This is a genomic window from Bacillus cereus group sp. MG9, assembly GCF_040459995.1.
Lineage (GTDB): Bacteria > Bacillota > Bacilli > Bacillales > Bacillaceae_G > Bacillus_A > Bacillus_A mycoides.
The window spans coordinates 340,051-365,340 of record NZ_JARVHC010000002.1; the positions used below are offsets into that span (position 1 = coordinate 340,051).

Genomic DNA, 25,290 nt, shown 5'->3' on the forward strand with positions numbered 1-25,290 from the left:
TTACATATCTTTGTTGATTGTACGGTTATTAATAGCGTGCAATCAACATATAAAACACATTAAGATCAATTTAAGACAAAACAGCTAAGTTAATCCCTTAGGGCCAAATCGGCTGTATTATACTCAAAACCAAGATGTTTGTAATATCAAAAGAGATGGTTTCTTTTATTGCTTTTTTCTTCAAAGGTGTTCTTTATTGCTCTTGTTTTATGTAAAAGTTGAGCCCAATTTATTTCTAATACAGAATTGAAAATATAGCTTTGAAATTCTTTTATCCGTCTCAATAAGATAAGAATTCTTTTCATTTTGAGACGGACTTCCCTCTAATTTTTACAACTTCTGATAAGATGCATTATGTAAATTGGGTAACTGGGAAATACCTTGGTATCAGCGTCTTCGTTATTTTCTATGAATAAGAGGTATTCATAATTTTATACATTGGCTTTAAAACGCTATTTTCAGCACCTAATCACCGTTATTTCCTGCATAAACTTCACATTGTTAACTATCTATATTTTCGTTCGTTGTGTTCGTTTGTTTTGTTAGGAATTAGATTAAATTGAAACTACATTCTTCGTGTTAATAAGTACTAATAAAAAACATAACAAAAAAAGAGTGCTATGAAGAAGTGCACTCTTTCAAATGACTTTACCAATCCCGACGATCATCACGATCATGATCACGTCTGCGACGACACTCATCACAATCGCAGTCACGGTCACGTCTACAACGACGGTCATCGCAATCTCTATCTCTACGTCTGCCGAACATTAAATCATCCCAAAATCTATCACAATCTCGGAAATGTCTAAAATTATTATTGCATCCCATAGATATGATTACCTCCTCTAAAAGTAGAATTCATCATATTCTATGAATAAAAGGTGAAAATAGCTTGTTTACTAGTCTATGTTTTGTCTTTTAGACTAATAATATTTCAATTTGCAAGTCTACCTCACCCCTTATCTTTCCTTAACAACAATCAATCCCAAAATCTTTCCGCTGCTTTCTTACCTAAATAAGCGATAAACCTTTCACAACAATAACTAATACCCATACAATCGAACTAACCGTAAACACTGTCATATAGCTAACATCCAATTTAAAGATGAAACTAACAATCCACGATAATCCTAGCCAAGTAGCTGACCACATTAGCAATAGCATCTCCTAGCTCTTCAAATGCTTTCGTACAACCTTCAGCCGCTTTCTTTAATCGTTCAAGTCTTACTTCAGCTTCAACAGTATCAACATTAACTTCGATATCCAATGTATTTCTAGGTTTCCTTACTTCTTCCATCATTCATCCTCCTAATCAAATGTCCATTTTGTTCAATAAAAAAGAGCACCCGTTTCCGTGGGCACTCCTTTTTAGGGATTGAGATACAAGTAGTATATGCTTGTCCTTTTCAAAAGGTGTAAGCGAAAGAGAGCACCTCCCAGTTAGTGCTCTCTCATAAAATGTATAGAGTAACATGTTGGAAAGACCCTTCTATGATATTATATGATGCTCAATCCTAACTATACCTAAGGCAACCTTTTAAAAAGTTTAATGTGTAATTTCTATATAACAAAGAAAAAAGCACCCGTTTTGGATGCTTAATGTATACTAATATTAATATTGAATAGCTTTATTGATAAACTTTCCAGAACAATAAATATACTAGCTGAAACTGATCTATATCCGATATTCCTTCCTGTAACATTAATAGTAATCTCCGCTAAATGGGTTTTCATATCATCTTTTTCAAAAATTTTATCTTCAACCTTTTCAATTATTGCTTCACTATCCACTTCTTTAAAAGTTTTCAGCAATCTTGTTTCTAATAAAGTAAAATCAAAATTTTCATCCTTAACCACATCAAATTTAATCTTCATTTTTCTTTCCCCATTTTTAACAAGTTAACATCATTGAATCAATATAATTATATATACTTGTATTAAATAATTCAAAAAATATGTTTTATAAAACTATCAGCCATAGTTCACATCTCCAATAGAGAGAAATGAAAAAAACAAATGGTAAAGTTCCTTCTTTCAAGGTCAAGACTATCTTCAACCTTCTCCAAATCACCGCATCATATAATTTTCTAGCTTTCATAGCTACGCGCTTTACATTCGGTGACTGGGAGAAGACTAAGAATCTTCTCGTTTATACTCCGTAGAGTCGGTGATACGAACACCATTTTTATATTGCCGTATATAAAGGGAATCAATCTTTATATACAAGTCAGCACTGCATTTTCCCACTGCCTTACTCTAGATAACAAGATTAGTAGGGGACATACGCGGACAAGGGGAATTATCCGTCTTATTATCTAGAGTAAAGGAGTGACAAGTTCCTTTACACCCTGTTTTATCCCAATAGTAAAAATCGTGAGTAATTACTATTGGTGATAATTCAAGTTACGTATACAACAGTTTTAAAGCAAATGATTTTACGCACCAGAACAATTTTCATTCAATCATGAAAACCATCCCCATTCGTAGAAATCGACATAGACAGGAATAATAGATTTATATCTATTTTCAGCTAAGAAAGGTGGTTCCGAGCTGAATGATAAATATAAATAATTTCGGGAAGCTCTTATCCCCTCTAGCCTCCGCGTCACCGAGTAACGTTATTATAATGGGAACGCTATCCCATGAAGCGTATCTTCTTTTCAAAGAGCGTTTCTTCATGAGATAATCGTACCGTTTATTCATTTATCAAAATCCCCCCTATTTAGTCCCCTTTTTTGTCGGGATTTTGTCGAAGTTTTCAAAAACATAAACATTCCAACTTTTTATATTTTTCCTTATTTTGATAATATATGTATCCTGTTTTTGTATATATATCATATAATTAAACTATTATAATTTTACATAAGTAAGGATGGTTAGACATGACGGTACAACAAGAAAAAGTAACAAAGCGGGTTCTTTGCAGGAAATGTAAATCCAATCAAATAGTTGGTAATAAACGTGGTTATAATTTCAAAAGGATGTTTTTAATTCTGTTTCTTATGTTAGCTACACTTATAGCTATTGGAATAGTTCCTCGACATTCTCCACTTCATGATATGGCTGCATTTGTTGGTTTTTTAATTATGCTCCTAGGGGCGCCAATAACTTTATTCAGTGGTTTTATTGGTAGAAAAAATATTGTTAATGGTTGCATGAATTGCGGACATATATGGATGCCTAAAAAATAAAACATCAAAAGCCAAATGGATAGTTAATTAAAAACTGTCAATTTGGCTTTTTTTATGTTATTAAATCATCCCTAAAGATGTAGCGATCAATCGAATCGCATTTTTCTTCTTATAATAGAAGTGATCTTTCTTCATCGATAACTCATTATATATGAAGCTGTCTTTCGGCTTATCTGCATTTAAGTACTTCTTCTTGATAATCTCTGCCTCGTCATAATCTAAAACGTACTGTAAGGCCTTATCAATCTGTTTGAATTTGATATTGCTAATATGTCGCGTATTTCTAATCTCAGGGAACAAACTAATTCCTTCTTGTTTTAACTCCACTTCATTCTCAAAACGAGTTTTCAATGCGCGGTATTCCTTTAAAATTTTTACTACTTCTCTCTGAACCTGTTTTTCTGTCTCTCTATCGATAGCTGGTAATAAAGTTAATTGTTCCATCTGTAATCCCCCTATTTCGAATTTGTGTTTTTAACATCACATAAGGTACGTGAAATTTTACTATCTCATTGTTGAATAAGGGAACATCGTGCATTAACATAGCCCCCACCACACTATTGCGCATTGTTCCGTTATCCATTAAGCATTTAATAATTTTCGTTTCTTATTGGCCATCTTCTCTTTTGCTGCTTCAATGTTATTCACTGTCTTTTTATGTTCCTGATCAAATTGAATCATGCCATCAAACATAACAGGAGTTACTGCTTCATCGATGTATTGCAAGTAATCAACTGGCGCTCGTTCTGTCTGATCTACTAAGTATCCATAAATATCAAAGTCTGCTCTTCGTATCGACTTCTTACCTTTTGGTTGTTGCGACATTCTTACGTAAGATTGAATGACTGATAGTGGTACTGCAAATACTGACGGTCCTTACTAAACCCAATAAGGAAGAAACAAATCGCTCCCATCTTCTCCGCTGTCTCTAGATAATCCAATTGGTGCTGCGCGATGTTCTTTAAATCAAATCTATTTATCTCATTTGTAGACTTTGCTTCAAACGCTATAGCTCGTCCTTTATACACAACGTCATAGTCTACTGTGCTTTTTGACTCGTAATAACCATCTTTCACACGTCCATAAACCATTTTTAATACCTTCACAGGAGTCGGACGCTTGTTTATAAGCGCCACTCCCTCGCGTTGATACATTTCATTCGATAGATTGATAAGCTTTTCAAAAGCCATTCCACGGTTACCTTGTCCCATTTTTATTCCTCCATTTCTTTCTTGCATTCTTCAAGAAAATCAATAACTTCCTGAACATACTCCCTTGTTGTCATACTCTCCATTACATATCCTTCATCGTTATAAACATTAACCTTATTTCCTATAAACTCCATTCCACACATTCCGTCTGCACCTAATAGCTTTACGTTACCTTCCATTCTTTTAATCTCGCTTTCTATTCAAAGGATTATTTCATTAAAATCTTCACAAACCATAACTTCGAATTCTTAGATCCAAATGAACCTCTAGACGAATACACCATATGCTAATTTAAATACTTTCTAGGAAAGCAGGTGAGTACTATGCCATCAGTTGTAGCAAACCTTGTCGTACAAAATAGTGCTGGTTCTTTCAATTTAGGGGATTTTTATAACGTATCTCCGAAAGAAAATACGAAAGCTTATAATGGTTCGGGCTCCTCAAATGTTGGATTTGTCGTTAATACCTTTAGCGGTGTTAGCGCAACAAACACATTTGATGCTGATGTTGCAGACCAAAATCAAGTTGGGACAGCTTAAATTTATTCACTTCCTTCTCCCCACTGAATAAAACTCAATATCCCGTCCATACTATAGATAACCCATCTTTAATGTACTGTAACCATTTAGATCTTCTTTAAGACTGAGCAGTTAGCTTTTGCTAGCTGCTCTTATTTTCTGCGATTGGTTACATTTCCCTGATGCTTTTAACATAATATTACGTTACAATATAAAAGAATAAAATATATTGAGCTGTTATACCATTACCCTAGGAAACTAGGGTTTTTATTTCTACAAAATGAAATTTTTATTAAATTGCTTATACTTTATTTCTCAACCACAACGTATGGAATTAGAATGAAATGAATGGTAATATATAGACATCTCAATTACGTTAGAGCTTGTTTCCTTGCAAGCTCTTTTTTTATTTAAATAGCGTTTTTTTCAAAATGATGCCCTTACTCATTTGGACACATTTACCAGTATTTTTACCAAAAAATTCATGATATGGTTATTTAGTCGAGTACGTCATTACTTGACGATTACCCTTAGAAGCCCCGCAGACAATCGGGGTTTCTTTTATTTAAATAATGATTTTGTTCACTTTTATAGCTTGCTATTCCTCATAGTTGTGTTTTTCTTCTAGGACTTTTATAAAGTTAAAGTGTCCATCGAGATAACAATCATTGATATAACCCCCAAAATATATTTCATTAACTTCGCTTAAAGTAAAATATTCATTTTTTCATTCACCCAAGTTCATAACATATTCTTTTCCTCTGGTAAAATAATGATTAGGTGCCCCATGCGCATTTTATCCACTGGAAATAACACCTTTTACGTACTTAACTATTAGAAACTTCATTTCTGCTACTTCTGCAATAGCAATTTTGTTCACTTTTTCGATACATTTATGAAACATTCATATGTTATCTTCAGTATGTTCTATTCTTTTTATAAAACCGTGTGAGATATACCAAAACAAGAAGCCCTAGAGCCCTAACCCTAGGGCTTCTTGTTTTAAATAAGGATTTTGTTTAGTTTCCATTAACCGTTTTGATTCATTTACATACATTACTATCACATGGAATTTCACAGGTCTCTCTGGACCAGTTACCTTGTATTCCTTGTGAGCCTTGTGGAAAGAATCCGTTTATGACTAACGGGTTCTTTTATTTATTCTTCATACAATAACTATTTTGTTAAATTTTCAATAGTGAGGTTAATAGCTCCGGCTTGATCTAAACCTACTAATAAATTCTCTGCTACTGCCTTTGCCATATGAGTAGCACATGCGATTTCCTTACCATCCACAATAATTTTTAATTCTTCTCCGAGATCTTCAATTTTTACATCCTTCATATTTTTCATTCCCCTTTACGAATAATCTTTTTTGTATTACACATACTACCTCTAAGCCGGTTTCTCCCCGGCTGCACTCTTTCAAATCGGAGAATTCTCCTTCGTGTGCCGTGCAAGAACGTAGCAGGTAAATTAGTCAATTACCTGCCGTTTTTGCGTAGAAGCGTATAATTTTTTAACAAAATAACGCTTTTGTTTGGTTTTATTCCGTAAATATAGGTAATGCAGTGTCTATATGAATCGCTTTTCCACCAATAACGCGAATATCTAACGTTTTATTTTTATTTTCGTCGTACTTCATACTGTAAATAACTGTTGCATTGTTGCATGTGTACACAAATTCATCTCCAACTTCCATTTGCTCACCATTCAATTCTTCATTTAATGCTTTAAAAAACAAATGCAATTCTCTCATCTTTCATTCTCCCTTTCTTAATAAAATTCAAATTTGGTCTTACTTCACATCGACACGGTTTTGACTTACTTCTCTGCTAAATCCGTTCGGAAATCGCTTCATTAACTTATGAATGTTCTTCTCTGCGATCTCATTTAAATCAAGATGGTGAGTTTCCGTTAATGCCGCCAGGTACCAAAGTACATCACCTAATTCCTTCTCAACCTCGTCTTCATTTAAATTGTGGCCATGATATACAGCCTTCTTGATATGGTCCGTAACTTCTCCTGCTTCTCCGCATAATCCCATAGCATAGTTTGTAGCGTTCTGCTCGTATGTTCTTCCTGCTGCAAATGTTCTTGTAACTGCTGTTTGATAATCTTTAAAATTCATTCCATTCCGCTCCTTATAAATAACTTTTCAATTTCTCTTTCTGTTTCTTCAACACTTCCAAGGAAAGTTTCGTCTTCCGCTTCTCGTTATCCAATCCCACCAAGTGATATTCCATCTTACGAATTTCACCCTCCACTACTTTGAGTTCGCTTTGCACCTGCACCGCAGTTTCTTTTTTCATTATTTACCTCCCTTTGCTTCGCTAATTAACTTCGTGATCTCGTATACACCGTTCTCCATCTCCATCATTCCTGATACACTCCTTTTATTAGATTCCACAACTCTTGTTCAGTCATCTCATAAAGTTGTCGCCCTGTCTTTTCTTCTTTAAAAATTCCTTTTTGTAGTAATACATCGATGTAGATTTGTTTCCTGTCCATGTTGCCTCCTAGCTGATTTGTTTCTTTTTATATTCCCTCGTAGGCTTTGTAGCCGCTTTTATCTCATTCCATCCAAGTGAAAGCCTCTTAAGGTATGTGTGATATGCAATTCCATTCTTTTTAGCTAAATCCACATAATATTTATCAAATTTATTCAATGGCTTTGTTATCGCTTTTTCTATATCCAAATTAAGGGATTGAACACGAGCATCTACATTGTTTTTGCTAATTCCGTTCCTTTTAGCTATTTCATAGTTTTCCCACGTTGGTACAGGTTTATATTTCACGCTTATCCCCCTAATCCAATGCCATAATTTCATCAAGAGATCTATCTGATATATAAGTATCAACAATCTGTATCTCACCATATTTTTTCCTAGCCATTCCCTCGGCTTCGCTCTTCGTCTTCGCTTCAAACCACCGTAACTTTTGTCGTTGGTCCTTATCGAAGATTCCGTTTTCTAACATTTCTCATTCCTCCTTGTTTTTAGGAGAAAACATTTGATATAATGTAAGTGAGTCATTACAAATGTGTTTTCTCCAAACCGTCCTAGGCATAGGGCGGTTTTTTATTTTCTCAATAGAAATTAATGAATAATTCTGTTAATATTTAATTACCGATATGTGTAACAACCTGCCTGTACTTCTGTACGGGCTTTTTATTATGCTAGTTTTTAACTAGCGGATACATTTTCCCCACCCTTTCTCGATGCTTTCACGCATTGAGAAAGGGTGGGAACCTATTTGCTAGGTGGGGAATACCATTGTATTCCTGAATATTCTGACAAGCGAAGGCTTGTCCATTGTTCATAATTCCGTAACACATATACACGAGTTCCTGTGTTAGACTAAGGTCATTCGAAGAAGTCATTCGTTATTAATAGAATCAACAATTCTTAATACCCCATCCCCTGCCCTAGCTCCCCTGCTAGGGCTTTTTGTTTTCTCTCGACTCTTTTTGGATTTCTAAAAGAGCATGGAACGTATTTCTTTTAATCGTTTCCAACAATCGAAAAGCTTCATGAGCTGTATAACCTTCTTCTTCAACTAATCTTGTAAGACCAGTGATTATTAGTTGTTGACCGAAACTATCTAGATTTAATTCATCTTTACTCATTTTTCACTCCCCTTTGTTCATAATTTCGTAATATCTATATATAAATTTTTTATAAATTATGTGTTACACTTTGTACATTCCAAGAAGTCCTTATGGAATCGACAACTCAATACCCTTAGTTATTACCCTGCATCCCCTGTAGGGTTTTTTCTTATTTAGCTAGAGTGATGATATACTTGTATGTTTCCTCAACCTTATCTGCGCTGTTATGTACTCCTCTAGCTCTTAAATCCTTTATGATCCACAAGATTTTCTTTCGTTCGTATTCATCACGCTGCTGTTTATTCATTATCTTCCATCCATCCTGCTTTCTTTGCTGCAGCATCTATTCGATGCACTAAGTATGCCGATAAACATATAGCTATCGCGACAATTATCAAAGATAGTGAGCTTTCCATCCTAAACCGCCTCCTGTTCCAGTTCTTTCTTCAGTCGGTCTATGATATAAGCTTGTCCTTTTGGCGTTACGTATGTTGTTGTCCATGTGAAAAAAGGATTTATGAGCTTATTAATAGCTACTACGTGTCTTATATTTACTGGTTGTTCAGCAGATATGAAAGTTGTAGAAGAAGATGCTACGGAGAAATTACAAGATAGCAAGTTGTCGCCGTATATTGAAGAGACTATTTACAAGGCCGGTAATAGGAATAAAGATGAAACCTCAGTAAACATTAAAATAAATGTAGATGAAGGATTCTCTGACTTAGAAAAAGTAGAGAAATACGAGGTAATGAGTGACGCTATTGCGAAATTGGTGGGGTCCTCTAATCTAATCAAATGTGGAGATGACAACTATTGTATTTACGACAATATACAGATTTCTTATGATAATAACAACTACAAAATGAGTGTTATTGATAAAGAATTAGTTATTAATGATAACGAAAGGTACACAAAGTCAGATTACAAGTCTGATATAGATCAAGTAAACAAAATAGATCCGTCTGAAAAATATAAGGGGAATTACAACTCAGTTCCTTCTTCTTCAACAGGGCAAGGACAATCATCCACAAATGCCCCTAAAAAGGACTCAGCTAACTATGATGCTAATGGTAATTATAAACCCGTTGACCAGATGAAACCTGAGGAAATCAAAAAAGAGTTAGAAGGAATGCTGGAGGAATCTTTAAAAAGGTAGTTTGAACAAAATATAGATTTGAATCATATTTCTCAATGAATACAATAACTTAACGTGGCAAAATATTATTGGGATGGAAGTCCAATACATATTATTAAAATTGAAGTGGTTCAAGTCGGAGAAAGGCACCTTAGGGTGTCTTTTTTTCTATCTATAATCCCGCTATTATTATATTTCAGGAGGAACATAAATGAACAAGAAACTAATCATTGGCATTATCGCCGTAATATTTGTTATCATTGCTTCCATATCTATTTTTAAGGATTCCAAATCAGAAGATATGAAACCTAAGTATTCACAAAAAGATATGGATAAACTTATCGATCAACACTTTAATGAACAGCAAGAATTAAAAACACAAATCAAAGAATTGAAATCTAAAGTAACCTCCTATGAAAAAGAGCAAACTAGGTCACTTCAAAAAACTACACAGCCGAGTCAAGAAACACCTAAACTGCAAGAACAACCAGCACAAGAAAAGCCTAAAAGTGAATCAACAACTACAAATGAGTATACTCTTCAACAATTAAAAGAGGCTTTCCCAGTTGGAATGGAATTTAATCAATATGTAGAGAAGAAAAAAACTATGCATGTAGATAATCCTTTTAGTATTTCTCTAAAAAAGGGCAATGTCGGAAGTGTTATTAAAGCTAAAGATGGATTATTAGCAGTATGTGTTGATGGTAACAAAATAATTGACCTAAAAACATTTGGATCAACTGATGAAGTTAAAGCATATGAACAGAGTCTACGAGGAAAATAAAATGCGGTTATTAAGCCGAGGAAGGCACCTTAGGGTGTCTTTTCTTTTGGTATTAAAAAGCACATGGTTATCTCCAAGTGCTAACAGCATTCACAACAAAAAATATATTAAATGTTTTTTACCAAAATAGAGCTTTCAAACGTAAACTTCCCATATATTTATAATTCTTATATAAATGATGGTTTTGAATTTTACTCAAAATCACCTTAGAAAAAGAATTATCACAACCTACTATTCCATCCTTATCTAAAGTGAAGCTTTCTGCATCTTCATTATCACCTTCGAAACCAATATCAATTGTTAATTCTTCTCCATCAGACATAACTCCCATTGGAGCAGCCCAATCAATATTACTCATTACCTTTCCCCCTTTAAATATTCCACAGCAATGAATCTTGTTTATGCTTACATTTCACATTTAACTTATTTCTTCCGATACGCTCGATAATCTCATCTTAAGAATGTAATAAATTAGAAATAGGCACTCAAAAGAGTGCTTTTACTATTTCTCAATACTCGAAATTATTTAACGTGGTAAAATAATAATTGGATTGGCATCCAATACCATATTACGATGGTTCAAATCGCAGGAAGGCACCTTAGGGTGTCTTTTCTTTATGTTATTTTTTTATTTATAAAGTGTTTGAATTCAAAAAATACATAGATTAGAACTTAATATAATAATCCTAATAAATCGATAATCTCAATAATTTTCTTATCTTCTACTCTACAATAAAGCCTTGTACCCTTGCGCTCACTAATTACCATATTACCTTTAGTTAGTTTGCGTACATGTTGTAAAGTCATAGGTTCCGAAATATGCGTCGCAGCACTCAACTGAGAAACTGTCAAAGTCCCACTTACAATCAATTCACGTACAATTAATAAACGACTTAAACTACCTAATAACTCTAAGATTTCAGCACCACTTTCATAATTACTAGGATCCATATTGAAATCGCCCGACATACTATTCATCTCCCTAATATCAATACAAATATTAAATAGCTTAACATAAAAACAAAAAGTATTCTCCTAATATTTTCTATAAAAATGCAAAAAAAATTCAAGTCGGAGGAAGGTACCTTAGGGTGTCTTTTCTTTATTTTTAAGAGGACCTGCTCAATTCATACGTAAAAACATAAGGTAAAGTGAATCCATTAAAATACATGAGTGACCTTGAATTTCCCCTCCTACTCAAAGGAGAGATTAAAATGGGCTTTGGTGGTAGTTGCGGCGGCGGTTTCGCTGGAGGCTTTGCTTTATTAGTTGTATTATTTATTTTATTAATCATCGTTGGAGCTTCTTGCTTCTGCTAAAAAACTATCGGAAAAGACACTCTTATATGGGTGTCTTTTCTTTATGCGTTAAAAAGCCCACCTATTTCCGTAGGTGGGCCTTATCTTTATTACACAATATCAAAGTATACTCTCTTTTTCTCATAAATTTTATGTAATTATACATACTCATAAAATTTACACTAAATGAATATTACATGTAGTAAAATATAACTTGTGGACACATTCTATAAAGCAGATTCTCTGATTAGAAGGCGTAACACATCACAACCATATAGATGTGGCGTTGCTTTAATCTAGCCAAGCAAACGATCTCGATTCTCTTGTATTTGTACACTAACAATCTGGTAAAAATAAATGATTCTGTTTTATAGGACGTGTTTATTTATGTTTACATGAAAAATAAAGTACGTGAAATCATTTTATTCTATATTGAAAATGCCCCTTTTAAGGAGCCACTTATTTTACAATGTACTGTTGTATTTTTTTTATTAATACTTTTGCCCCTTCTGGACTTAATGTTATCTTTGCGCTCGCTAGAGAAATGTTATCCTCTGAAATCTCCTCTGTTATAGCGCAAACACCTCCAGGTTGATACTTCTGTAAAACAATATTTTCGCCTTCCACAAAGATTTCTAATGGTGATTTTTCTTTCATACCTAGCGTAGTTCTAAGTTCCTTTGGTATTATCACACGCCCTAATTCATCTACTTTTCGATTCATTCCTGTTGATTTCATTTTGTTCATTTCCCCTCTTCATAATCTATTTTTCCCATGTTTATTCTTTGCTATTGTAACAAGCTTTCACTAAATATGAAAAACAAAATAATCGCAAAAATCATGGTAATTCTATACAAATAAAAACTCCATTATATTCTGTAACAAGACAGATGTAACGGAGTTTTTATTTGTATGTTCTATTTTACGAATCATCTAGCATTATGAACCCAGTTTTACAAACTAATAAAATATTATCTTTCTTTTCCTTCTGTTTGGTTAGCTTGGAACTCCATTTTTAAAGCGATACTATCTCCTTGAAAAACATTTTGGTCCATTCCATTGTCTTCAAATATAAACTTTATCCAAAACCAATCTGTTTTTCCAGCTTTTAGCCCTCCTGTTTCAGACCATTTTGAGTGAAAAACTTTTTTAGAGGCAATCTCTGGATGTTGTGATTTTAATTCCGCAAGAGTAGTTTCATATACAGGGTTCTTAGCTGGATCCCAATCCCAAAGGAATTGTACTTTAATATGTTTACCAAATTCTTCTGTGTTGTTGTCTTGTTTCAAATCATTCACCGTGTAGTCCATTTTCATAACAATATCTTTGATATCCAATGTACCACTATTTTTTAAATTGAATTTCTTTAATATCTTGTCCCCAGGTTTCAAATTTTCTAAATTTAGAGATGTTGTAGGCTGCATAACAAGATCTAGCGTACCAGCAGCAAATGTATTGTTTGTAACTACCTGATCGCTAAAGAATGCGTATGTTCCTCCACCTATTAAAGATAAACCAAGGGCAGCTGAGACAACCCCTACACCTAATTTCGTTTTAAATGACATTTTTATTCCTCCCTATCCCATTTTATTTTCTATGCAACTCCCTAACAAAAATAATAACCCCCAATATTGGTATACCATGTAATTCCATTTTTTTATATAAAATCAAAAAAATTCTTATTGAGAAAATTTTTGGTTGATCGAAAATAGATGTGACAATGGACAATCGACTACATTGTAGTTCCTAAGGAAACTACAATGGGATATACTCATATACATATCAAACAAGTGTAGGGAATAGGTAGGGAATCTCTATTGATGTGCCCTCAACTTGCTTATTTACGTTATGAATTTATACACAGTCGTTTTTTCTAAACCGTATATATGGGATGAAGGAATAAACGGTATCGATCAAAATTTGTACCCCTTAGAACAAAAAAAAGAGGGAATCTATTTCTAGATTCCCTCTTTTATATGCTATAGACGTTTATCTTTCTGGAAATTCAGCTGAAAATGATCTGCTTCATTATATACTCCAAATTCATATCCTTTTTCCTTATAAAACTTAATAATTTCTGGAAGTGCCTGTAATGTCTGTGGTTTTTCATGCATGAGAACAACTTCCACATCATCTGTCGTTGCCTTTTTAGCATTTTCTATAAGCTGGTTTGGATTATCTTTTAACTTCCAATCATTAGAATCAATTGTCCAGTCCCAAACTTTTATTCCAGCCTCTACAATTTGATTTCGAATTTCTTCATTTTTCAATCCTGGTGCTGAACCATACGGTGGACGAACCAATTTAGGACTTGTACCCGTAATATCATGGATAAGAGCTAATGCTTCTTTCATTTCTGGCACAAATTGCCCGGTTTTGTATAACTTGTTGCTATTATGTGTCATACTATGTGCACCAATATAATGCCCCTCTTTTATTGCTCGTTTTACATTTTCCTGAAGACTGGTATTTTGCAAATTACTTCCTTGCATAAAAAATGTTGATTTAACATTGTTCTCTTTTAATACATCTAAAAATTGACCAGTTAATGTGCTCGGACCGTCATCAAATGTTAAGTAGACTACTTTTCCTACAGGTTTTCCATCCGGCCTTTTTTGTCTTGTCGGCAGTGTTTCGTTTTTCTTCTCTTGTAGTTGTGTATTAACTTGTTTGGTACTTTCTTGAGCTCCCCCTTTCGCAGGAGTGGAGTTAAATTTTCCAATTAAAAAGAACATTAAAAAAGCCGTCGCTAGAACACCCCCTAACGATATTAGTGCTTTTATTATTACACTTGCTTTATTCTGGCTTCTTGATTTCTTCATTACTTATCTATCCTTTCTCACTTGATTTTTATATTCATTGTTTATAAATTCGAACCTTTATTTGGTTGACTCATTATTTCCAGTCGGTTCTTACAATAAATAGATTAATAGATAAAGATAAAGATAAAATGCAGATAATGTCGAAATCAGTTAAAGAATCATTCATTGTCTTCACTCTTTAATAATGTATGAAATAAAAAGTATTTTCCGTTCTATTAAAAATATTAGCTTGATAGCGATGGGGTAGCGCCAACAAAACGCGAATTTCGTACGCTAAACAAAATTTTATAAAAAAAGCCGGCTTCCTGTACGCTAAGGAGCCAACTTTTTTGGATTTAAAAGTTTGATTATTATATATGACTCTATTGCAAATTTACATTAAACATATTTCTTGAAGATTTTTACTAAAGAAGCCGTTTTCCCACTAAGAAAACGGCTTCTTCTTAATACTAATTCAGTTATTTTGCTTCTTCAGACCAGTGTTTCTATAAGTTATCTTAAATGGTCGACATTATAATTAATTCATTAATTTTTGGTTCGGCACTTTATCTTTTACTGAATTTAGTTTTAATGCAGAAGCCATTATAATTACCATGCTTACTAATCCAATCCAAACAAGTATTGATACAGGAGAACTCCAAGTTAATCCGTTACCGAGACATGAAAGTCCCTACAAAATTTGTAATAATGTTTAATTATCAACGTTTTTTTATAAATTTTTAGTTTAGAGATTCATGTCTTTCTACACCCATCTGTACATGTAGAAAGACATGAAAATGGGTACTAAATGAACTTTCTCTGTAGATAATTCAGCATTTTACACTATATAATTAGTTCTTACTTTCATGATTTTTTACAAACGACGTGAATCTCTAAACTGTTTTGATAGGAAAGTAAAAGATTTATTTACTTTCTATTTATCAACGTTTGTTAGTGTAATTTTAGTTTAGACTTTCATGCCATTCTACACTTCTTATTAGAACTGTATTACTCCATATTAATTTCTTCTAAGATTATAGATGGATTAACAACAAATATAATGAAGTTTAAATTTGTAGTATGTATTAGTATTCTATTCTTCGAGGAAGATGGAGTCCCAATATAAACAACATGATCGAGCTTATTATGAGGAACGTCATTCGTAGATATAGTAATTATATCTTTTAAAGGGATGGTAATCTCTGCTGATTGCCATGCAATCATTATACTATCTTGGGATTTTTTTATGCTAATTCTTGACATTTATATCAATCCTTTATTAGTTTTAGATAAATAATTAACCAATTATCTAAATTATTTTAAATTAACCATCTATTATGATATACGGATTTTAAAAATTTTTGCTTATGTATGCAAAATTACATGTGTAAACTTCTTATTTTCATAAAAATACATAGCATAAATGGAAAATAAGATAGCCATAATTCCAACAGTAAGCCCTAATATATATTCTGTTATTCTTCTTAAGATTAACATTCCTTAAAATACAATATTATTCGAAATTATTCTATTAAAAGTAAATTACAAATTATTTACTTTTATAGCTATAGTGATTTATATTTTTACGAACCAAAAAAGCACTCTTTCAAGTGCTTTTTCTAATACTGCATAAAAAATTATGCTTTTTCGATCTTAAAACATATTGTAAATAGAGTTTACTAACTACCTCAATTAGAATTATATAAAGGTATAAAAATGTAATTTTATTTAAACAAATCTAGCTTTAAATGACAAAGAAATTTTATATGAGTTAGTTTAAGCTATCCTCTTTCTAAAATGTTATCGAGGTATTTATTTAGAGAAATATTAAATACTTCTTTAAGAATCTGCTGATATTCTTCTTCATTTATAGTTCGTTTACTTTTTTGGCCTTTTCTTGTTTCTGTAAAACTTCTTTTAGTCACTACTCAGCCCCTCTATGAAAAAAAGCCAGAAAAGCATCTTTTTAAATGGGCGAGAGGGACTGGCCATGCATAGAAGCATTCAGGGCCTTTTCCTGCCACGCGCAAAGCTTTAAAACAAAGAAAGGCAGCGAGGTGTAGGTCCATTTTTATCTTCATGGCTGGAGGTATACTCCTTACCAAACTTCTAAATGAAATGTATAGCTGAGTAGTTACCTTATTTTTTAAAAAAACATTCTGACTATTTCTTTTTCACTTCTTCTACAAATTCCCATGTCTCTCCGTTATCTTTTGATTGATAAAGTGCACTACTATCGCCATTGTAGTCTCCATCTGCCCCTTGTCCAACTAACATATTAAAAACCCGATCTTTCTCATATGGCATACTAGGAGAATCAAAAGGACTTATTGTCGACTGTGTATGATCTAATTTCACTTCATGCGGCGGATATTCTACCTTTTTGAAAGATCCCCCCCCATCATCTGTGCGATATAACTCTCCCTCATTACCAGAAGGTCTAACTGCTCCTAAAAACCCAAGTTTATCATTTATAAAAGTGATTCCTGATACACTACCAATCCCCCTATTAAATGGGTCTGGATTGATAACCTCCCATGTTTCCCCTTCATCACTAGTCTTGCTTAATGAATAAAAGGCGCTCCCTAATGCTTTATCTGTCATATTTAGTTTATAACCAACTTCTTTTGATAGGAAAAACTGTTCTTTTTCATTCTTTAAATCTTGTTGTTTCTTCTCTTTAAGCCTATCTTCATTTGGAGGCGTCTTTGATTTACTCCAACTTGCGTCACATATTAAATTATATCTAGCAGGGACTAGCTCTTGCTCTTTTCCAGGGACAAATATAGATACAGTATATCCAATGATATTAGAAGCTGCTTCTTTAAGACTCTGCCCCTTACCATCCTCAGTAATATTAATAATTCCCTCTGTATTGGATCCCCAATTTCTTTTTCCATAATAAATCAACCCATACTTACTTTCATTCCACTTTCTAACCGTTTGCTTAACTGGAATTGCCTTAACCGTTTTAATTAAAGGTTCTACTAATTTATCATCATCATAATCAGGCTTTGCATATCCGTCTCGTATTATAGTAATATCTTCTGATTTCTTCTCATTATAAGAGATTAAATAAGTTTCTTCTTTCCCATCAACATTTTTCCCATAAACAAATGTATCAAACGCTGTGATTGTTCCATCTGAATGAAATGTAAGATCAAAATCAGTTGCCATATACAATTTCTTTGGCAAAGGATATTTTTTATTTATATCTTCAAAAATACCTTCTACTCCAGATTCATATATATTATTATGTTTAAGTTTAACTGACCTTTCATGTTTTAACCTTTCTATAAACCATGCTAATTTGCCATTGTAATTTATTGCACTTTTATAAATCTGCATCCCATAAAATGATGTAATTGCAACAATAATGATAATAGAAATGGATCTCCATGCTATTGAATTAGTTAATTTTTTAGATTCATATTCTCTATTTTTTATCACCCGCATTGTAGTAAATGTAGTCATGGATATAAAAAGTACTATACATAATAAAAAAATATAAATATTATAATTCATTCTTCCGTACTTACAGTATAAGGCTAACTCATAACAAAAAATCCCGTATACAATTATTAGTATTGGATTTGTTACTAATGACAGAAGTATCCTTTTTGCATTTTCCCTAAATATAGAAACCACTCCTAATTACATGAATTACTGATATTAAGTATACTTTATTGTAAAGTAACAAAAAAGCTATTTAATCTTGCCGCCAAAAATACAATAGACATCTGTCTATTAAAGCCGTTTAAAAATCTAGTTGTTTCATAGACAATGGATTTTTGAGTGAATACTAAAGTTGCTTCATTTGAGAGCCAAATAATGAAAATGAACCCTCATAATAAACATAACAAATAGAGTATTTGCATTTAAACTCTATAAAACTCAAATGTATTTTTTTCTAGACATATTGCTTCATCGGAATTTTTGATAATAATATCAAAACATTGACTGCATGGATGCTCTTTAAAAAAGCATCCATTTTCAGGTTTTACAATTGATTAATTTTTTTCATTTCCTTTTTACGCTCAGCTCGCAGTTGCTCTAAAAAGCCTAAAAGTCCTAACAAAGTAGCGAAGATAGCTGCTTCAGCAAAAACGCAGTTGAACCAAGTAACCGTGTTAAGAATTCACCGGAAAATATTTGTAATTATACGAATAATTAGATATTTATTTATCGAATCCCAAATATATAATATTTTAACAGAATATTTTAATATTTAAACGTAAGTGAAATAAAAATATTAGGAGGATTTGCAATGTTCAAAAAAATCATTTTATCTAGTACTATTCTTTTGGGAACTTTAGGTATAACAACTTTGTCTTTTCCAGAATTAAGTTTAACAAAAGCAGAAGCTGCGATTAATGATGCGAAGATTCAAAAGGTTAAGGTTGCTGGTAGAGATTATGAAAATGGAACTGATGTACCAGCTTATATGACAGGTTCTTTTTCTATGGTAGGAGATAAAGGAGTAACATATACTATTAAACAATATGAGTTTAATAAAGTTATTGGTACGACAAATGTTACTACAAAGGGGTTATCTTCTCCAGTTGTTTTCCCTATGCCAATCACAGAGGGAAATAAATATGAGGTAACTTACAATGGCCGAGTGATTAGTACTTTTGTTGTCCGAGGACATTAATTAATCAAAAAGAACTGAAGTCAATTTTGACTTCAGTTCTTTTTCTGGAACCTTATAATCCATTTTTTATTTAATTCGACCATATCCTGCAATATATTTACTCCAATACGTACTATCTAAGCTAGCTTCACCTACTCCGGAATTACTAGCATTATAAAACTTGTTATTACCAATATACATACCAACATGAGTAATACCTGATTTGCCCGCAACCGTTCCTTTAAAGAAAACTAAATCTCCTGGTTGAAGAGCCTTTTTTTCAACGCGTATTGTTTGATTATATTGATCTTGTGATGTGCGTGGTAATTTAATCCCTTGTGTTCCATATCCCCATTGCATTAATCCCGAACAATCAAATCCAGTTTTAGGACTATTTCCACCATATTTATATGGTTTACCGTCATATTTTTTCATCTCTGCATAGACTTTGCTAAACTGGCTCGCAGTTATTGATTTTGTGGTGGAAGTTGATATAGATTGTATAGTGTTTCCATTTTGAGAAACACTATCAAGTTCATCTGCAGATGCAAAACTACCACCCGATCCTAGCATGACACCTAACGTTAATGCCCCAATAATAATTTTCTTCATAAATTTCTCCTCCTATAATCTTTTGCAAGAATTTATTCTTCTCACCTAATAGATTAATTGGGATATACGGAGAAATAAACGTAGAGAATTAGACAATATTCAACATATTTTTATATTTTGTATATTTATCGATGTTTCATTTTCCTATATTTGTTTAAATTTGATAAATACAGGAACTAGATTAATGAATTATACAATAAAAGCATAAAAATTTATTATTAAAACATTCAGATATTAATTGAGAAATAAAAATAACTCTTTTATTTATTCCTTATTATCTTTAAGAAAAAGCATTAATTCTATTGGCGTTAGTGTTACAGATTCATTAGCTCCAATAATATGTAATTTGGTTTTTTGTGTGGTTGTTTTTCCAACAACTACGGGTTTTTATAAAATTTATGATAATGGCTATTTATCAACGATTGTTCATGAGATTTTAGTTTAGACTAGTATGTCTTTCTACATCAGATGTAAAAAGATATGAAACTAGAAACTTTTCAGACAAGAAAATGGGTACTAAATAAACTGTCTCCGTTGATAATTCAGCATTTCACACTATAAAGTAAGCTCATTCTTTCATTTTTAAAAGACTTAAATTCTATAACATACGCTTTAAAGTAGTATTTGTATCCATTAATAGATTGTAGGCCTTTAACCAGAGGGCCTCTTTATCACGATAATACCAGTTTCCATCTTTTTGAAACCATTTAACCCAAGGATATTTCTCACTAACTTCTTTTATATTAAAATATTATATTTTTAAACAAATAACATCCAGGCTAACTAAAAAAGATAGATGTAATTTAATATACTACTTTTACGTTTCTATATAATTCTAGTTTTTTTATTAGTCCAAACATTTCATATTGTTACCACATACAATATGAAATGTTTGAATTGTATTATATTAATCAAAACTTAAAGTTAGGAGGGCTTAATATGGCAGAATGTACAGGTTTAGCTTGTTTTTTATTCTCTTCGTGGCCAACAGGAACGGTTGTTACAATTACCACTAAATCAGGACAAATTATTGGACCTGCTACTTTTTCATTGTTCTTCCCGAATATTTGTGCGGTTGTATTAGTTGAAGAAGATGTGATAACCCCCTCTTCTACCAATACTATATTCATAAGTTGTGAAGATATTGAAAGTGTTACTTTAACCACCCCTTAAGATGCTTCAGGTGGTTAAAGTTCAATCTATAGTTAAGACATTCTAATGAATGTCTTAACTATGGATAATCTAATCAAAATGCTCCAAAGTGTATTATTCCATTGTATCTATCATTTCAATAAGTTGCTTTAAACTGAATTTTTTCCCTTCTAAAGGTTACTTGTCTACACATCCCTCTACATACTTTCATATGATATAGTATATTGTTTAAAGGAGGGATAAATTTGTTCTTATGTAATTTATTTCGTTGTTCAGGTGGAGTATGTAGTATTTTTAAAAATTTACAACCAGGCGAAGTCGTTACTGTGACTGGTAAATCTGGAAATATTATTGGACCTGCTATTTTTACAAATTTTAACCCTAATACTTGTATCGTCACATTAGAAGAGGAAAATTCAGTTACTCCTCCTACTACAAGTATTACTAAGATCAGTTGTAAAGAAATAGAAAGTGTTACATTTATCTCATAATATATTTTAAACCTAAAGCAGGGATTGAAATATGAAACTCTTATACATTACTTCTGGTTACTCAAAAATCTATCAATATCTAGATCAAAGCATACAGAGAACTCTTATCGATCAAAATTTCGAATTGTTAGCAGTACAGCCGAGTGAATTAATAGAGCAATTGGATTTCATTACAACAACGTTTCATCCTGATATTGTTTTCACCTTATTAGGTAATCATCTACCACAAAAAGCAATTCAATATTTTAAAAAAAGGAACATTAAATTAGCTGTCTGGTTAACAGAGGACCCATTTTATATAGATACCTCTCTTCTTCTATTAAATAACTTTGATTTTATATTTACTATTGATAGTGAAGCACTTAAATATTATTCAGGTTTAGGATATACCAATGTATACCACTTACCATTAGCAACTAATATAGATGTATTTAAGCCTGGTCTAAGAAATTCGAAATATAAAAGTGAAATATTGTTCATTGGATATCCTTATCCAACCCGAGTAAAATTGATGCAGTTTCTTTTGGAAAAAACCCCTTATCACTATACTGTTATTGGTCAACACTGGAGAAATAAGTTAATTAAAAAATGGAAAAATCACCGAAGAATTAAAATTATAGAAGAATGGATTCCCCCTCAAGAAGTTGCACTCTATTATAATAACGCTAGTCTTATATTAAACCCTCATCGTAGTCATCTATTTTCACAGAATAAAAATAAAAATAAAGTAAAAAATAATACCATTAATAATCGTACGTTTGATATTGCAGCTTGCCAAGGCTTTCAAATTATTGAAGAAAAATCTGACCTTTCATCTTTCTTCAATAAAGATGAAATTATATCCTATAATAGCTTTGAGGACTGTTTAAATAAAGTATCTTTTCATTTGAATGATACGATTCCGAAAAGATTAATGGTCGAAAAAATTCATACAAAAGTTATTACACAGCATACTTTTCATGAGAGAATCCATTTTATTACGACTATTTTACAATCACAACTTTATTAGGTTATTAAATTAAAAATATCTTTTTTTCTATAATCATTCTGAATAAATTAAAATGCCTTTTCATTAAATTGAAAAGGCATTTTAATTTATTCAACGAATTCCTAGTAGTATCTAATTGTACCCTATCAAATAAGATCCCACGAAACAGGCGTTCCTTTTTCAATGTCCTTATTCGCTTTCTTTCCGATAATTTTGGATAGGTGTTTTGGTAATAAGCCATTACCTGGTCTAATAGCTTTAATATTTTCTATCGTGAAAGCCTCTCCCGCTTTTATGTTTTCTACAACATATAATGACCTTCTAAATTTTAAAGAATCTTTTTCTAAATCAGTAGGGCCATAATATACTTTCCCCAAAGATTCCCATGCTTTTTCAGTTTCGCTTACTAATAATTTAAATTCAGCAGGTTCCATTGAAAAATCAGCGTCAACTCCTCCATCCGATCTCGAAAGCGTTAAATGTTTCTCTATTACTGTGGCTCCCAAGGCGACACTCGCTACAGATACTCCTACCCCAAGTGTATGATCAGACAAACCTACTTCACATTTAAATAACTCCTTCATATGAGGTATCGTAGCTATATTTGTAGATTTCGGAGATGCAGGATACGTACTTGTACATTTTAATAGAATTAATTCTTTACATCCCTCTTCTCTCGCAGCTCTTACTGTTTCATCTAATTCAGCAATAGAAGCCATACCTGTCGAAATGATTATTGGTTTTCCTGTCGTTGCTACTTTACGTATGAGAGGAATATCAGTATTTTCAAAAGATGCGATTTTATAACAAGAAACATTCAATGATTCTAGAAAATCTACAGCAGTTTCATCAAATGGAGTACTAAATGGTATCATTCCTAATTCTATACAGCGATCAAAAATGGGTTTATGCCACTCCCATGGTGTATATGCTTCTTTATATAAATGATAAAGTGTTTTACCTTTCCATAAGCTTTTCGTATCCTGAATTAAAAAATCACCATTTTCTATATTTAAAGTCATTGTATCTGGTGTATATGTTTGAATTTTAAATCCTTGTGCTCCAGCCTCTGCTGCTGCCTCTACAATTTGCAAGGCTCTATCTAATGATTGATTATGATTCCCTGACATTTCTGCAATAATAAATGGTGGCGAGCTATTGCCAATCTCTCTACCCCCGATATATAAATTACTCATATTTTTCACCTTCAATTTCTTTTTTTATAGCTTCTTTCCTTTCCATCCATTGTTCATAAAAAAGGGTCATTGTAATAACGTCGATAAATTCATTATCCCTGAAAATATGGTTCACATATCTTCCATCTTCCTGGAAGCCGAGTTTCTGATGAAAGTTTAAACTAATACGATTTGATTCTAATATTTCTGCACATACTTTTTGTATGCCATTTGTTTCAAAAATATAGTCTAATGCTACTATACCTAATACAGTTCCAGCACGCCTTACACTCTGTTTGTCTCCTATATAAAATCCCCAATTACAAGTTCGATCTATTTTATTTATTTTTGTAAAATTAACAAATCCAATTGGCTTTTCTTTATATATTAGTAATCTTGCAATCATTGTTTCATCATATTTTAGTTTTTCAAACCATTTATAGTGTTCGTCTATTGTTATTTTATGATCTTCGTACATAACAGAACGAATTTCTTCTGTATTCCTCCACTTTAAAATAAGATTTAAATCTTTCTTTTCTATACATTTCAAATGGAATTTTTCAATGTTTAACATACTATCCTCCTAAAATAATTTTTGTTATTTCATCCGAATTACTGGCACACTTTATGGCAAGAGCTTTATTAGACATTTCTCTCACTTTATCTGAATCTGTTAAAAGTTTGTTTAGACATTTCGTAATGGTTTCATCTGAAACACTTTCAGCTGTACCGATATTCCATGTAGCTCCGGCCTCCGCCACAGCTTTGGTTACTTCTATTTGATTTTGTGCAGTTGTAATTGTTATAGAAGGTAATCCAAGAAAACAGCGCTCCCATGTTGTTGTGCCCCCAGCTCCTATCCCTAAATCCGCTCGTATCATAAACTCTTCAATATTCTCTATTTGACAATAAAATGAAGCGTTTGAAATGCTCTTGCAATAATTTTGAATATCTTTCTTATGAGGATTTTGGCTTCCTACCACTACATCTATTTTTAAAGTATCACTATTAATATTTTGTATAGCTCTTAACGTTTTTAATGTCTCATTCGTTACATCGTGCCCACCAAAAAATATAAAAATATGTTCAACAGCACCCGTTCTTTTTCGTAAAAATTTCTTAGCAGAATGGAACTCTGGCCGTAATATGGCATATTTAGGTCCTAATTTTATTAAAGAGTGCTCTGGTATTAATTCTTTATAGCGTTCATTAAGACTTTCGTATAGATTTTGATCTAATAACAATTCACAATCATGTACTCGATCTGCAAGATCGTCAATTACCATAATCTTTTTTACAGTTTTTTTTAAAACAGTCTCCCACTTTTTATCTAACCCATAATGATCAACTATTAACCAATCAAATTGGGGGAGTTGAGACAAAATGTCATTGGTTTGTTGTGCATCAACAAACCAATGACGTTTTAGCCAATTTAAATAACTACCATATACTGCATTTGAGTATTCAGTATTTTCATCATTTGTATCTAATAAAAATACGTGGAATCCCTTACTTAAAATATATTGCTGAAGATCACCTTGTAGCTTACGACAAATGAAATAAATTTGCGCACCTTTATTCTGTAACTCCTGAGCGAGTGTTAAACAACGCATAATATGGCCGGTCCCTATTTCAATAGATGCATCAGCGCGAAAGACAATTTTTTTCTCATCCAAGTTACTCCCTCC

Annotated in this window: 34 protein-coding genes and 4 pseudogenes; 9 read left to right on the forward strand and 29 right to left on the reverse strand. The window is 32.4% G+C overall.

Going from position 1 to position 25,290, the window contains the following annotated elements; all coding sequences use genetic code 11:
- Positions 1 to 648: 648 nt before the first annotated feature.
- From QCI77_RS29350 to QCI77_RS29360, 3 genes are all read right to left on the reverse strand, one after another.
- Entirely contained in the window at positions 649 to 831 is a 183-nt protein-coding gene (locus tag QCI77_RS29350) for a hypothetical protein (RefSeq protein ID WP_353825988.1), read from the reverse strand.
- A gap of 283 nt (positions 832 to 1,114) precedes the next feature.
- On the reverse strand, positions 1,115 to 1,300 hold the full coding sequence (locus QCI77_RS29355) for a hypothetical protein (RefSeq protein ID WP_353826050.1): 186 nt from the start codon (positions 1,298 to 1,300) through the stop codon (positions 1,115 to 1,117).
- A gap of 299 nt (positions 1,301 to 1,599) precedes the next feature.
- Complete coding sequence (locus QCI77_RS29360) at positions 1,600 to 1,878, reverse strand: hypothetical protein (RefSeq protein ID WP_193653555.1); 279 nt, start codon at positions 1,876 to 1,878, stop codon at positions 1,600 to 1,602.
- A gap of 1,007 nt (positions 1,879 to 2,885) precedes the next feature.
- Here QCI77_RS29360 and QCI77_RS29365 point away from each other — a divergent pair.
- Entirely contained in the window at positions 2,886 to 3,194 is a 309-nt protein-coding gene (locus QCI77_RS29365) for a hypothetical protein (RefSeq protein ID WP_353825989.1), read from the forward strand.
- 60 nt (positions 3,195 to 3,254) lie between these two features.
- Here the strand turns inward: QCI77_RS29365 and QCI77_RS29370 are convergent, their stop codons facing one another.
- The 3 genes and pseudogenes from QCI77_RS29370 to QCI77_RS29380 form a co-directional block, all read right to left on the reverse strand.
- On the reverse strand, positions 3,255 to 3,638 hold the full coding sequence (locus QCI77_RS29370) for an ArpU family phage packaging/lysis transcriptional regulator (RefSeq protein WP_353825990.1): 384 nt from the start codon (positions 3,636 to 3,638) through the stop codon (positions 3,255 to 3,257).
- A 138-nt stretch (positions 3,639 to 3,776) separates the two neighbouring features.
- Positions 3,777 to 4,405: pseudogene (locus tag QCI77_RS29375) on the reverse strand (Holliday junction resolvase RecU).
- A 2-nt stretch (positions 4,406 to 4,407) separates the two neighbouring features.
- Positions 4,408 to 4,584, reverse strand: a complete 177-nt coding sequence (locus QCI77_RS29380) for a hypothetical protein (protein WP_353825991.1) — start codon at positions 4,582 to 4,584, stop codon at positions 4,408 to 4,410.
- A gap of 144 nt (positions 4,585 to 4,728) precedes the next feature.
- Between QCI77_RS29380 and QCI77_RS29385 the strand changes: the two genes are divergently transcribed.
- A complete protein-coding gene (locus QCI77_RS29385; RefSeq protein ID WP_078177833.1) occupies positions 4,729 to 4,944 on the forward strand; it encodes a spore germination protein in 216 nt (71 codons plus the stop codon).
- A gap of 1,155 nt (positions 4,945 to 6,099) precedes the next feature.
- On the opposite strand, the gene QCI77_RS29390 is transcribed toward QCI77_RS29385, so the two are convergent.
- The 10 genes and pseudogenes from QCI77_RS29390 to QCI77_RS29435 form a co-directional block, all read right to left on the reverse strand.
- Positions 6,100 to 6,267, reverse strand: coding sequence for a hypothetical protein (locus QCI77_RS29390; protein ID WP_193653553.1), 168 nt, complete (start codon positions 6,265 to 6,267; stop codon positions 6,100 to 6,102).
- A gap of 202 nt (positions 6,268 to 6,469) precedes the next feature.
- Positions 6,470 to 6,682, reverse strand: a complete 213-nt coding sequence (locus QCI77_RS29395; RefSeq protein WP_353825992.1) for a hypothetical protein — start codon at positions 6,680 to 6,682, stop codon at positions 6,470 to 6,472.
- Positions 6,683 to 6,721: 39 nt separating this feature from the next.
- Complete coding sequence (locus QCI77_RS29400; protein ID WP_353825993.1) at positions 6,722 to 7,054, reverse strand: nucleoside triphosphate pyrophosphohydrolase family protein; 333 nt, start codon at positions 7,052 to 7,054, stop codon at positions 6,722 to 6,724.
- A gap of 13 nt (positions 7,055 to 7,067) precedes the next feature.
- Positions 7,068 to 7,235, reverse strand: a complete 168-nt coding sequence (locus tag QCI77_RS29405) for a hypothetical protein (protein ID WP_193653550.1) — start codon at positions 7,233 to 7,235, stop codon at positions 7,068 to 7,070.
- A 64-nt stretch (positions 7,236 to 7,299) separates the two neighbouring features.
- Entirely contained in the window at positions 7,300 to 7,434 is a 135-nt protein-coding gene (locus tag QCI77_RS29410) for a Fur-regulated basic protein FbpA (protein WP_353825994.1), read from the reverse strand.
- An 8-nt stretch (positions 7,435 to 7,442) separates the two neighbouring features.
- On the reverse strand, positions 7,443 to 7,721 hold the full coding sequence (locus QCI77_RS29415) for a hypothetical protein (RefSeq protein WP_353825995.1): 279 nt from the start codon (positions 7,719 to 7,721) through the stop codon (positions 7,443 to 7,445).
- Positions 7,722 to 7,731: 10 nt separating this feature from the next.
- A complete protein-coding gene (locus QCI77_RS29420; RefSeq protein WP_193653585.1) occupies positions 7,732 to 7,902 on the reverse strand; it encodes a hypothetical protein in 171 nt (56 codons plus the stop codon).
- Positions 7,903 to 8,362: 460 nt separating this feature from the next.
- The gene (locus QCI77_RS29425; protein WP_078205591.1) at positions 8,363 to 8,551 is read right to left on the reverse strand and encodes a hypothetical protein; all 189 of its coding nucleotides are present in this window, start codon (positions 8,549 to 8,551) and stop codon (positions 8,363 to 8,365) included.
- Positions 8,552 to 8,702: 151 nt separating this feature from the next.
- Complete coding sequence (locus tag QCI77_RS29430; protein WP_353825996.1) at positions 8,703 to 8,840, reverse strand: hypothetical protein; 138 nt, start codon at positions 8,838 to 8,840, stop codon at positions 8,703 to 8,705.
- Positions 8,841 to 8,950: 110 nt separating this feature from the next.
- Positions 8,951 to 9,040: pseudogene (locus QCI77_RS29435) on the reverse strand (phage antirepressor Ant); the annotation flags it as partial.
- Positions 9,041 to 9,050: 10 nt separating this feature from the next.
- On the opposite strand from QCI77_RS29435, the gene QCI77_RS29440 reads away from it, so the two are divergent.
- On the forward strand, positions 9,051 to 9,689 hold the full coding sequence (locus QCI77_RS29440) for a hypothetical protein (RefSeq protein WP_353825997.1): 639 nt from the start codon (positions 9,051 to 9,053) through the stop codon (positions 9,687 to 9,689).
- 190 nt (positions 9,690 to 9,879) lie between these two features.
- Positions 9,880 to 10,452 (forward strand): hypothetical protein, encoded by a 573-nt coding sequence (locus QCI77_RS29445; RefSeq protein WP_353825998.1) that lies wholly within the window; start codon positions 9,880 to 9,882, stop codon positions 10,450 to 10,452.
- Between the two features lie 118 nt (positions 10,453 to 10,570).
- On the opposite strand, the gene QCI77_RS29450 is transcribed toward QCI77_RS29445, so the two are convergent.
- Together QCI77_RS29450 and QCI77_RS29455 are read right to left on the reverse strand one after the other, a co-directional pair.
- Positions 10,571 to 10,810 carry a hypothetical protein gene (locus QCI77_RS29450; RefSeq protein WP_353825999.1) on the reverse strand — a complete coding sequence of 80 codons (240 nt, stop codon included), beginning with the start codon at positions 10,808 to 10,810 and terminating at the stop codon, positions 10,571 to 10,573.
- Between the two features lie 314 nt (positions 10,811 to 11,124).
- On the reverse strand, positions 11,125 to 11,421 hold the full coding sequence (locus tag QCI77_RS29455; RefSeq protein WP_193653545.1) for an ArsR/SmtB family transcription factor: 297 nt from the start codon (positions 11,419 to 11,421) through the stop codon (positions 11,125 to 11,127).
- Between the two features lie 245 nt (positions 11,422 to 11,666).
- Here QCI77_RS29455 and QCI77_RS29460 point away from each other — a divergent pair, with 245 nt between their 5' ends.
- Complete coding sequence (locus QCI77_RS29460; RefSeq protein WP_063219790.1) at positions 11,667 to 11,771, forward strand: YjcZ family sporulation protein; 105 nt, start codon at positions 11,667 to 11,669, stop codon at positions 11,769 to 11,771.
- Between the two features lie 438 nt (positions 11,772 to 12,209).
- Here QCI77_RS29460 and QCI77_RS29465 read toward each other — a convergent pair whose 3' ends face one another.
- From QCI77_RS29465 to QCI77_RS29495, 7 genes and pseudogenes are all read right to left on the reverse strand, one after another.
- The gene (locus QCI77_RS29465; RefSeq protein WP_353826000.1) at positions 12,210 to 12,488 is read right to left on the reverse strand and encodes an AbrB/MazE/SpoVT family DNA-binding domain-containing protein; all 279 of its coding nucleotides are present in this window, start codon (positions 12,486 to 12,488) and stop codon (positions 12,210 to 12,212) included.
- Positions 12,489 to 12,721: 233 nt separating this feature from the next.
- Complete coding sequence (locus tag QCI77_RS29470) at positions 12,722 to 13,315, reverse strand: TasA family protein (protein WP_193653542.1); 594 nt, start codon at positions 13,313 to 13,315, stop codon at positions 12,722 to 12,724.
- A gap of 414 nt (positions 13,316 to 13,729) precedes the next feature.
- A complete protein-coding gene (locus tag QCI77_RS29475) occupies positions 13,730 to 14,572 on the reverse strand; it encodes a polysaccharide deacetylase family protein (protein ID WP_353826001.1) in 843 nt (280 codons plus the stop codon).
- A 987-nt stretch (positions 14,573 to 15,559) separates the two neighbouring features.
- Entirely contained in the window at positions 15,560 to 15,814 is a 255-nt protein-coding gene (locus QCI77_RS29480; RefSeq protein WP_353826002.1) for a SunI/YnzG family protein, read from the reverse strand.
- Between the two features lie 518 nt (positions 15,815 to 16,332).
- Positions 16,333 to 16,476, reverse strand: a pseudogene (locus tag QCI77_RS29485) (arylamine N-acetyltransferase family protein); the annotation flags it as partial.
- Between the two features lie 238 nt (positions 16,477 to 16,714).
- Complete coding sequence (locus QCI77_RS29490) at positions 16,715 to 18,199, reverse strand: WD40/YVTN/BNR-like repeat-containing protein (RefSeq protein WP_353826003.1); 1,485 nt, start codon at positions 18,197 to 18,199, stop codon at positions 16,715 to 16,717.
- 230 nt (positions 18,200 to 18,429) lie between these two features.
- Positions 18,430 to 18,522: pseudogene (locus QCI77_RS29495) on the reverse strand (phosphoribulokinase); the annotation flags it as partial.
- A 296-nt stretch (positions 18,523 to 18,818) separates the two neighbouring features.
- Here QCI77_RS29495 and QCI77_RS29500 point away from each other — a divergent pair.
- Complete coding sequence (locus QCI77_RS29500) at positions 18,819 to 19,205, forward strand: hypothetical protein (protein WP_002203991.1); 387 nt, start codon at positions 18,819 to 18,821, stop codon at positions 19,203 to 19,205.
- Between the two features lie 66 nt (positions 19,206 to 19,271).
- Here QCI77_RS29500 and QCI77_RS29505 read toward each other — a convergent pair whose 3' ends face one another.
- Positions 19,272 to 19,796, reverse strand: coding sequence for a C40 family peptidase (locus QCI77_RS29505; protein WP_353826004.1), 525 nt, complete (start codon positions 19,794 to 19,796; stop codon positions 19,272 to 19,274).
- Between the two features lie 939 nt (positions 19,797 to 20,735).
- On the opposite strand from QCI77_RS29505, the gene QCI77_RS29510 reads away from it, so the two are divergent.
- The 3 genes from QCI77_RS29510 (at position 20,736) to QCI77_RS29520 (ending at position 22,448) form a co-directional block, all read left to right on the forward strand.
- Positions 20,736 to 20,969: a CGEA protein gene (locus tag QCI77_RS29510; RefSeq protein ID WP_193653970.1), complete on the forward strand. Its 234-nt coding sequence runs from the start codon at positions 20,736 to 20,738 to the stop codon at positions 20,967 to 20,969.
- 224 nt (positions 20,970 to 21,193) lie between these two features.
- Positions 21,194 to 21,439, forward strand: coding sequence for a hypothetical protein (locus QCI77_RS29515; RefSeq protein ID WP_002169373.1), 246 nt, complete (start codon positions 21,194 to 21,196; stop codon positions 21,437 to 21,439).
- 31 nt (positions 21,440 to 21,470) lie between these two features.
- Positions 21,471 to 22,448: a CgeB family protein gene (locus QCI77_RS29520; protein WP_353826005.1), complete on the forward strand. Its 978-nt coding sequence runs from the start codon at positions 21,471 to 21,473 to the stop codon at positions 22,446 to 22,448.
- A gap of 125 nt (positions 22,449 to 22,573) precedes the next feature.
- Here QCI77_RS29520 and pseI read toward each other — a convergent pair whose 3' ends face one another.
- From pseI to pseG, 3 genes are read right to left on the reverse strand one after another with little or no spacing between them, the layout of a single operon-like run.
- Positions 22,574 to 23,623: a pseudaminic acid synthase gene (gene pseI / locus QCI77_RS29525; RefSeq protein WP_002169371.1), complete on the reverse strand. Its 1,050-nt coding sequence runs from the start codon at positions 23,621 to 23,623 to the stop codon at positions 22,574 to 22,576.
- Positions 23,616 to 24,176: a UDP-4-amino-4,6-dideoxy-N-acetyl-beta-L-altrosamine N-acetyltransferase gene (gene pseH / locus QCI77_RS29530; RefSeq protein WP_002016604.1), complete on the reverse strand. Its 561-nt coding sequence runs from the start codon at positions 24,174 to 24,176 to the stop codon at positions 23,616 to 23,618. The genes pseI and pseH overlap by 8 nt, the downstream gene beginning before the upstream one ends.
- A gap of 1 nt (position 24,177) precedes the next feature.
- Positions 24,178 to 25,278: a UDP-2,4-diacetamido-2,4,6-trideoxy-beta-L-altropyranose hydrolase gene (pseG, locus tag QCI77_RS29535; protein ID WP_353826006.1), complete on the reverse strand. Its 1,101-nt coding sequence runs from the start codon at positions 25,276 to 25,278 to the stop codon at positions 24,178 to 24,180.
- Between the last annotated feature and the right edge of the window lie 12 nt (positions 25,279 to 25,290).

What these genes read in the sequence shown, in the direction of transcription:
- QCI77_RS29410 (WP_353825994.1), bottom strand. Translation starts at nt 7,434, where the DNA reads ATGGACAGGAAACAAATCTACATCGATGTATTACTACAAAAAGGAATT.
- QCI77_RS29360 (WP_193653555.1), bottom strand. Translation starts at nt 1,878, where the DNA reads ATGAAGATTAAATTTGATGTGGTTAAGGATGAAAATTTTGATTTTACT.
- QCI77_RS29465 (WP_353826000.1), bottom strand. Translation starts at nt 12,488, where the DNA reads ATGAAATCAACAGGAATGAATCGAAAAGTAGATGAATTAGGGCGTGTG.
- QCI77_RS29505 (WP_353826004.1), bottom strand. Translation starts at nt 19,796, where the DNA reads ATGAAGAAAATTATTATTGGGGCATTAACGTTAGGTGTCATGCTAGGA.
- pseH (WP_002016604.1), bottom strand. Translation starts at nt 24,176, where the DNA reads ATGTTAAACATTGAAAAATTCCATTTGAAATGTATAGAAAAGAAAGAT.
- QCI77_RS29430 (WP_353825996.1), bottom strand. Translation starts at nt 8,840, where the DNA reads ATGAATAAACAGCAGCGTGATGAATACGAACGAAAGAAAATCTTGTGG.
- QCI77_RS29405 (WP_193653550.1), bottom strand. Translation starts at nt 7,235, where the DNA reads ATGAAAAAAGAAACTGCGGTGCAGGTGCAAAGCGAACTCAAAGTAGTG.
- pseI (WP_002169371.1), bottom strand. Translation starts at nt 23,623, where the DNA reads ATGAGTAATTTATATATCGGGGGTAGAGAGATTGGCAATAGCTCGCCA.
- QCI77_RS29420 (WP_193653585.1), bottom strand. Translation starts at nt 7,902, where the DNA reads ATGTTAGAAAACGGAATCTTCGATAAGGACCAACGACAAAAGTTACGG.
- QCI77_RS29440 (WP_353825997.1), top strand. Translation starts at nt 9,051, where the DNA reads ATGAGCTTATTAATAGCTACTACGTGTCTTATATTTACTGGTTGTTCA.
- QCI77_RS29455 (WP_193653545.1), bottom strand. Translation starts at nt 11,421, where the DNA reads ATGTCGGGCGATTTCAATATGGATCCTAGTAATTATGAAAGTGGTGCT.
- QCI77_RS29380 (WP_353825991.1), bottom strand. Translation starts at nt 4,584, where the DNA reads ATGGAAGGTAACGTAAAGCTATTAGGTGCAGACGGAATGTGTGGAATG.
- QCI77_RS29370 (WP_353825990.1), bottom strand. Translation starts at nt 3,638, where the DNA reads ATGGAACAATTAACTTTATTACCAGCTATCGATAGAGAGACAGAAAAA.
- QCI77_RS29475 (WP_353826001.1), bottom strand. Translation starts at nt 14,572, where the DNA reads ATGAAGAAATCAAGAAGCCAGAATAAAGCAAGTGTAATAATAAAAGCA.
- QCI77_RS29355 (WP_353826050.1), bottom strand. Translation starts at nt 1,300, where the DNA reads ATGGAAGAAGTAAGGAAACCTAGAAATACATTGGATATCGAAGTTAAT.
- QCI77_RS29500 (WP_002203991.1), top strand. Translation starts at nt 18,819, where the DNA reads ATGTTCAAAAAAATCATTTTATCTAGTACTATTCTTTTGGGAACTTTA.
- QCI77_RS29395 (WP_353825992.1), bottom strand. Translation starts at nt 6,682, where the DNA reads ATGAGAGAATTGCATTTGTTTTTTAAAGCATTAAATGAAGAATTGAAT.
- QCI77_RS29460 (WP_063219790.1), top strand. Translation starts at nt 11,667, where the DNA reads ATGGGCTTTGGTGGTAGTTGCGGCGGCGGTTTCGCTGGAGGCTTTGCT.
- QCI77_RS29520 (WP_353826005.1), top strand. Translation starts at nt 21,471, where the DNA reads ATGAAACTCTTATACATTACTTCTGGTTACTCAAAAATCTATCAATAT.
- QCI77_RS29385 (WP_078177833.1), top strand. Translation starts at nt 4,729, where the DNA reads ATGCCATCAGTTGTAGCAAACCTTGTCGTACAAAATAGTGCTGGTTCT.
- QCI77_RS29510 (WP_193653970.1), top strand. Translation starts at nt 20,736, where the DNA reads ATGGCAGAATGTACAGGTTTAGCTTGTTTTTTATTCTCTTCGTGGCCA.
- QCI77_RS29350 (WP_353825988.1), bottom strand. Translation starts at nt 831, where the DNA reads ATGGGATGCAATAATAATTTTAGACATTTCCGAGATTGTGATAGATTT.
- QCI77_RS29400 (WP_353825993.1), bottom strand. Translation starts at nt 7,054, where the DNA reads ATGAATTTTAAAGATTATCAAACAGCAGTTACAAGAACATTTGCAGCA.
- QCI77_RS29425 (WP_078205591.1), bottom strand. Translation starts at nt 8,551, where the DNA reads ATGAGTAAAGATGAATTAAATCTAGATAGTTTCGGTCAACAACTAATA.
- QCI77_RS29450 (WP_353825999.1), bottom strand. Translation starts at nt 10,810, where the DNA reads ATGAGTAATATTGATTGGGCTGCTCCAATGGGAGTTATGTCTGATGGA.
- QCI77_RS29470 (WP_193653542.1), bottom strand. Translation starts at nt 13,315, where the DNA reads ATGTCATTTAAAACGAAATTAGGTGTAGGGGTTGTCTCAGCTGCCCTT.
- QCI77_RS29445 (WP_353825998.1), top strand. Translation starts at nt 9,880, where the DNA reads ATGAACAAGAAACTAATCATTGGCATTATCGCCGTAATATTTGTTATC.
- QCI77_RS29365 (WP_353825989.1), top strand. Translation starts at nt 2,886, where the DNA reads ATGACGGTACAACAAGAAAAAGTAACAAAGCGGGTTCTTTGCAGGAAA.
- QCI77_RS29480 (WP_353826002.1), bottom strand. Translation starts at nt 15,814, where the DNA reads ATGTCAAGAATTAGCATAAAAAAATCCCAAGATAGTATAATGATTGCA.
- QCI77_RS29390 (WP_193653553.1), bottom strand. Translation starts at nt 6,267, where the DNA reads ATGAAGGATGTAAAAATTGAAGATCTCGGAGAAGAATTAAAAATTATT.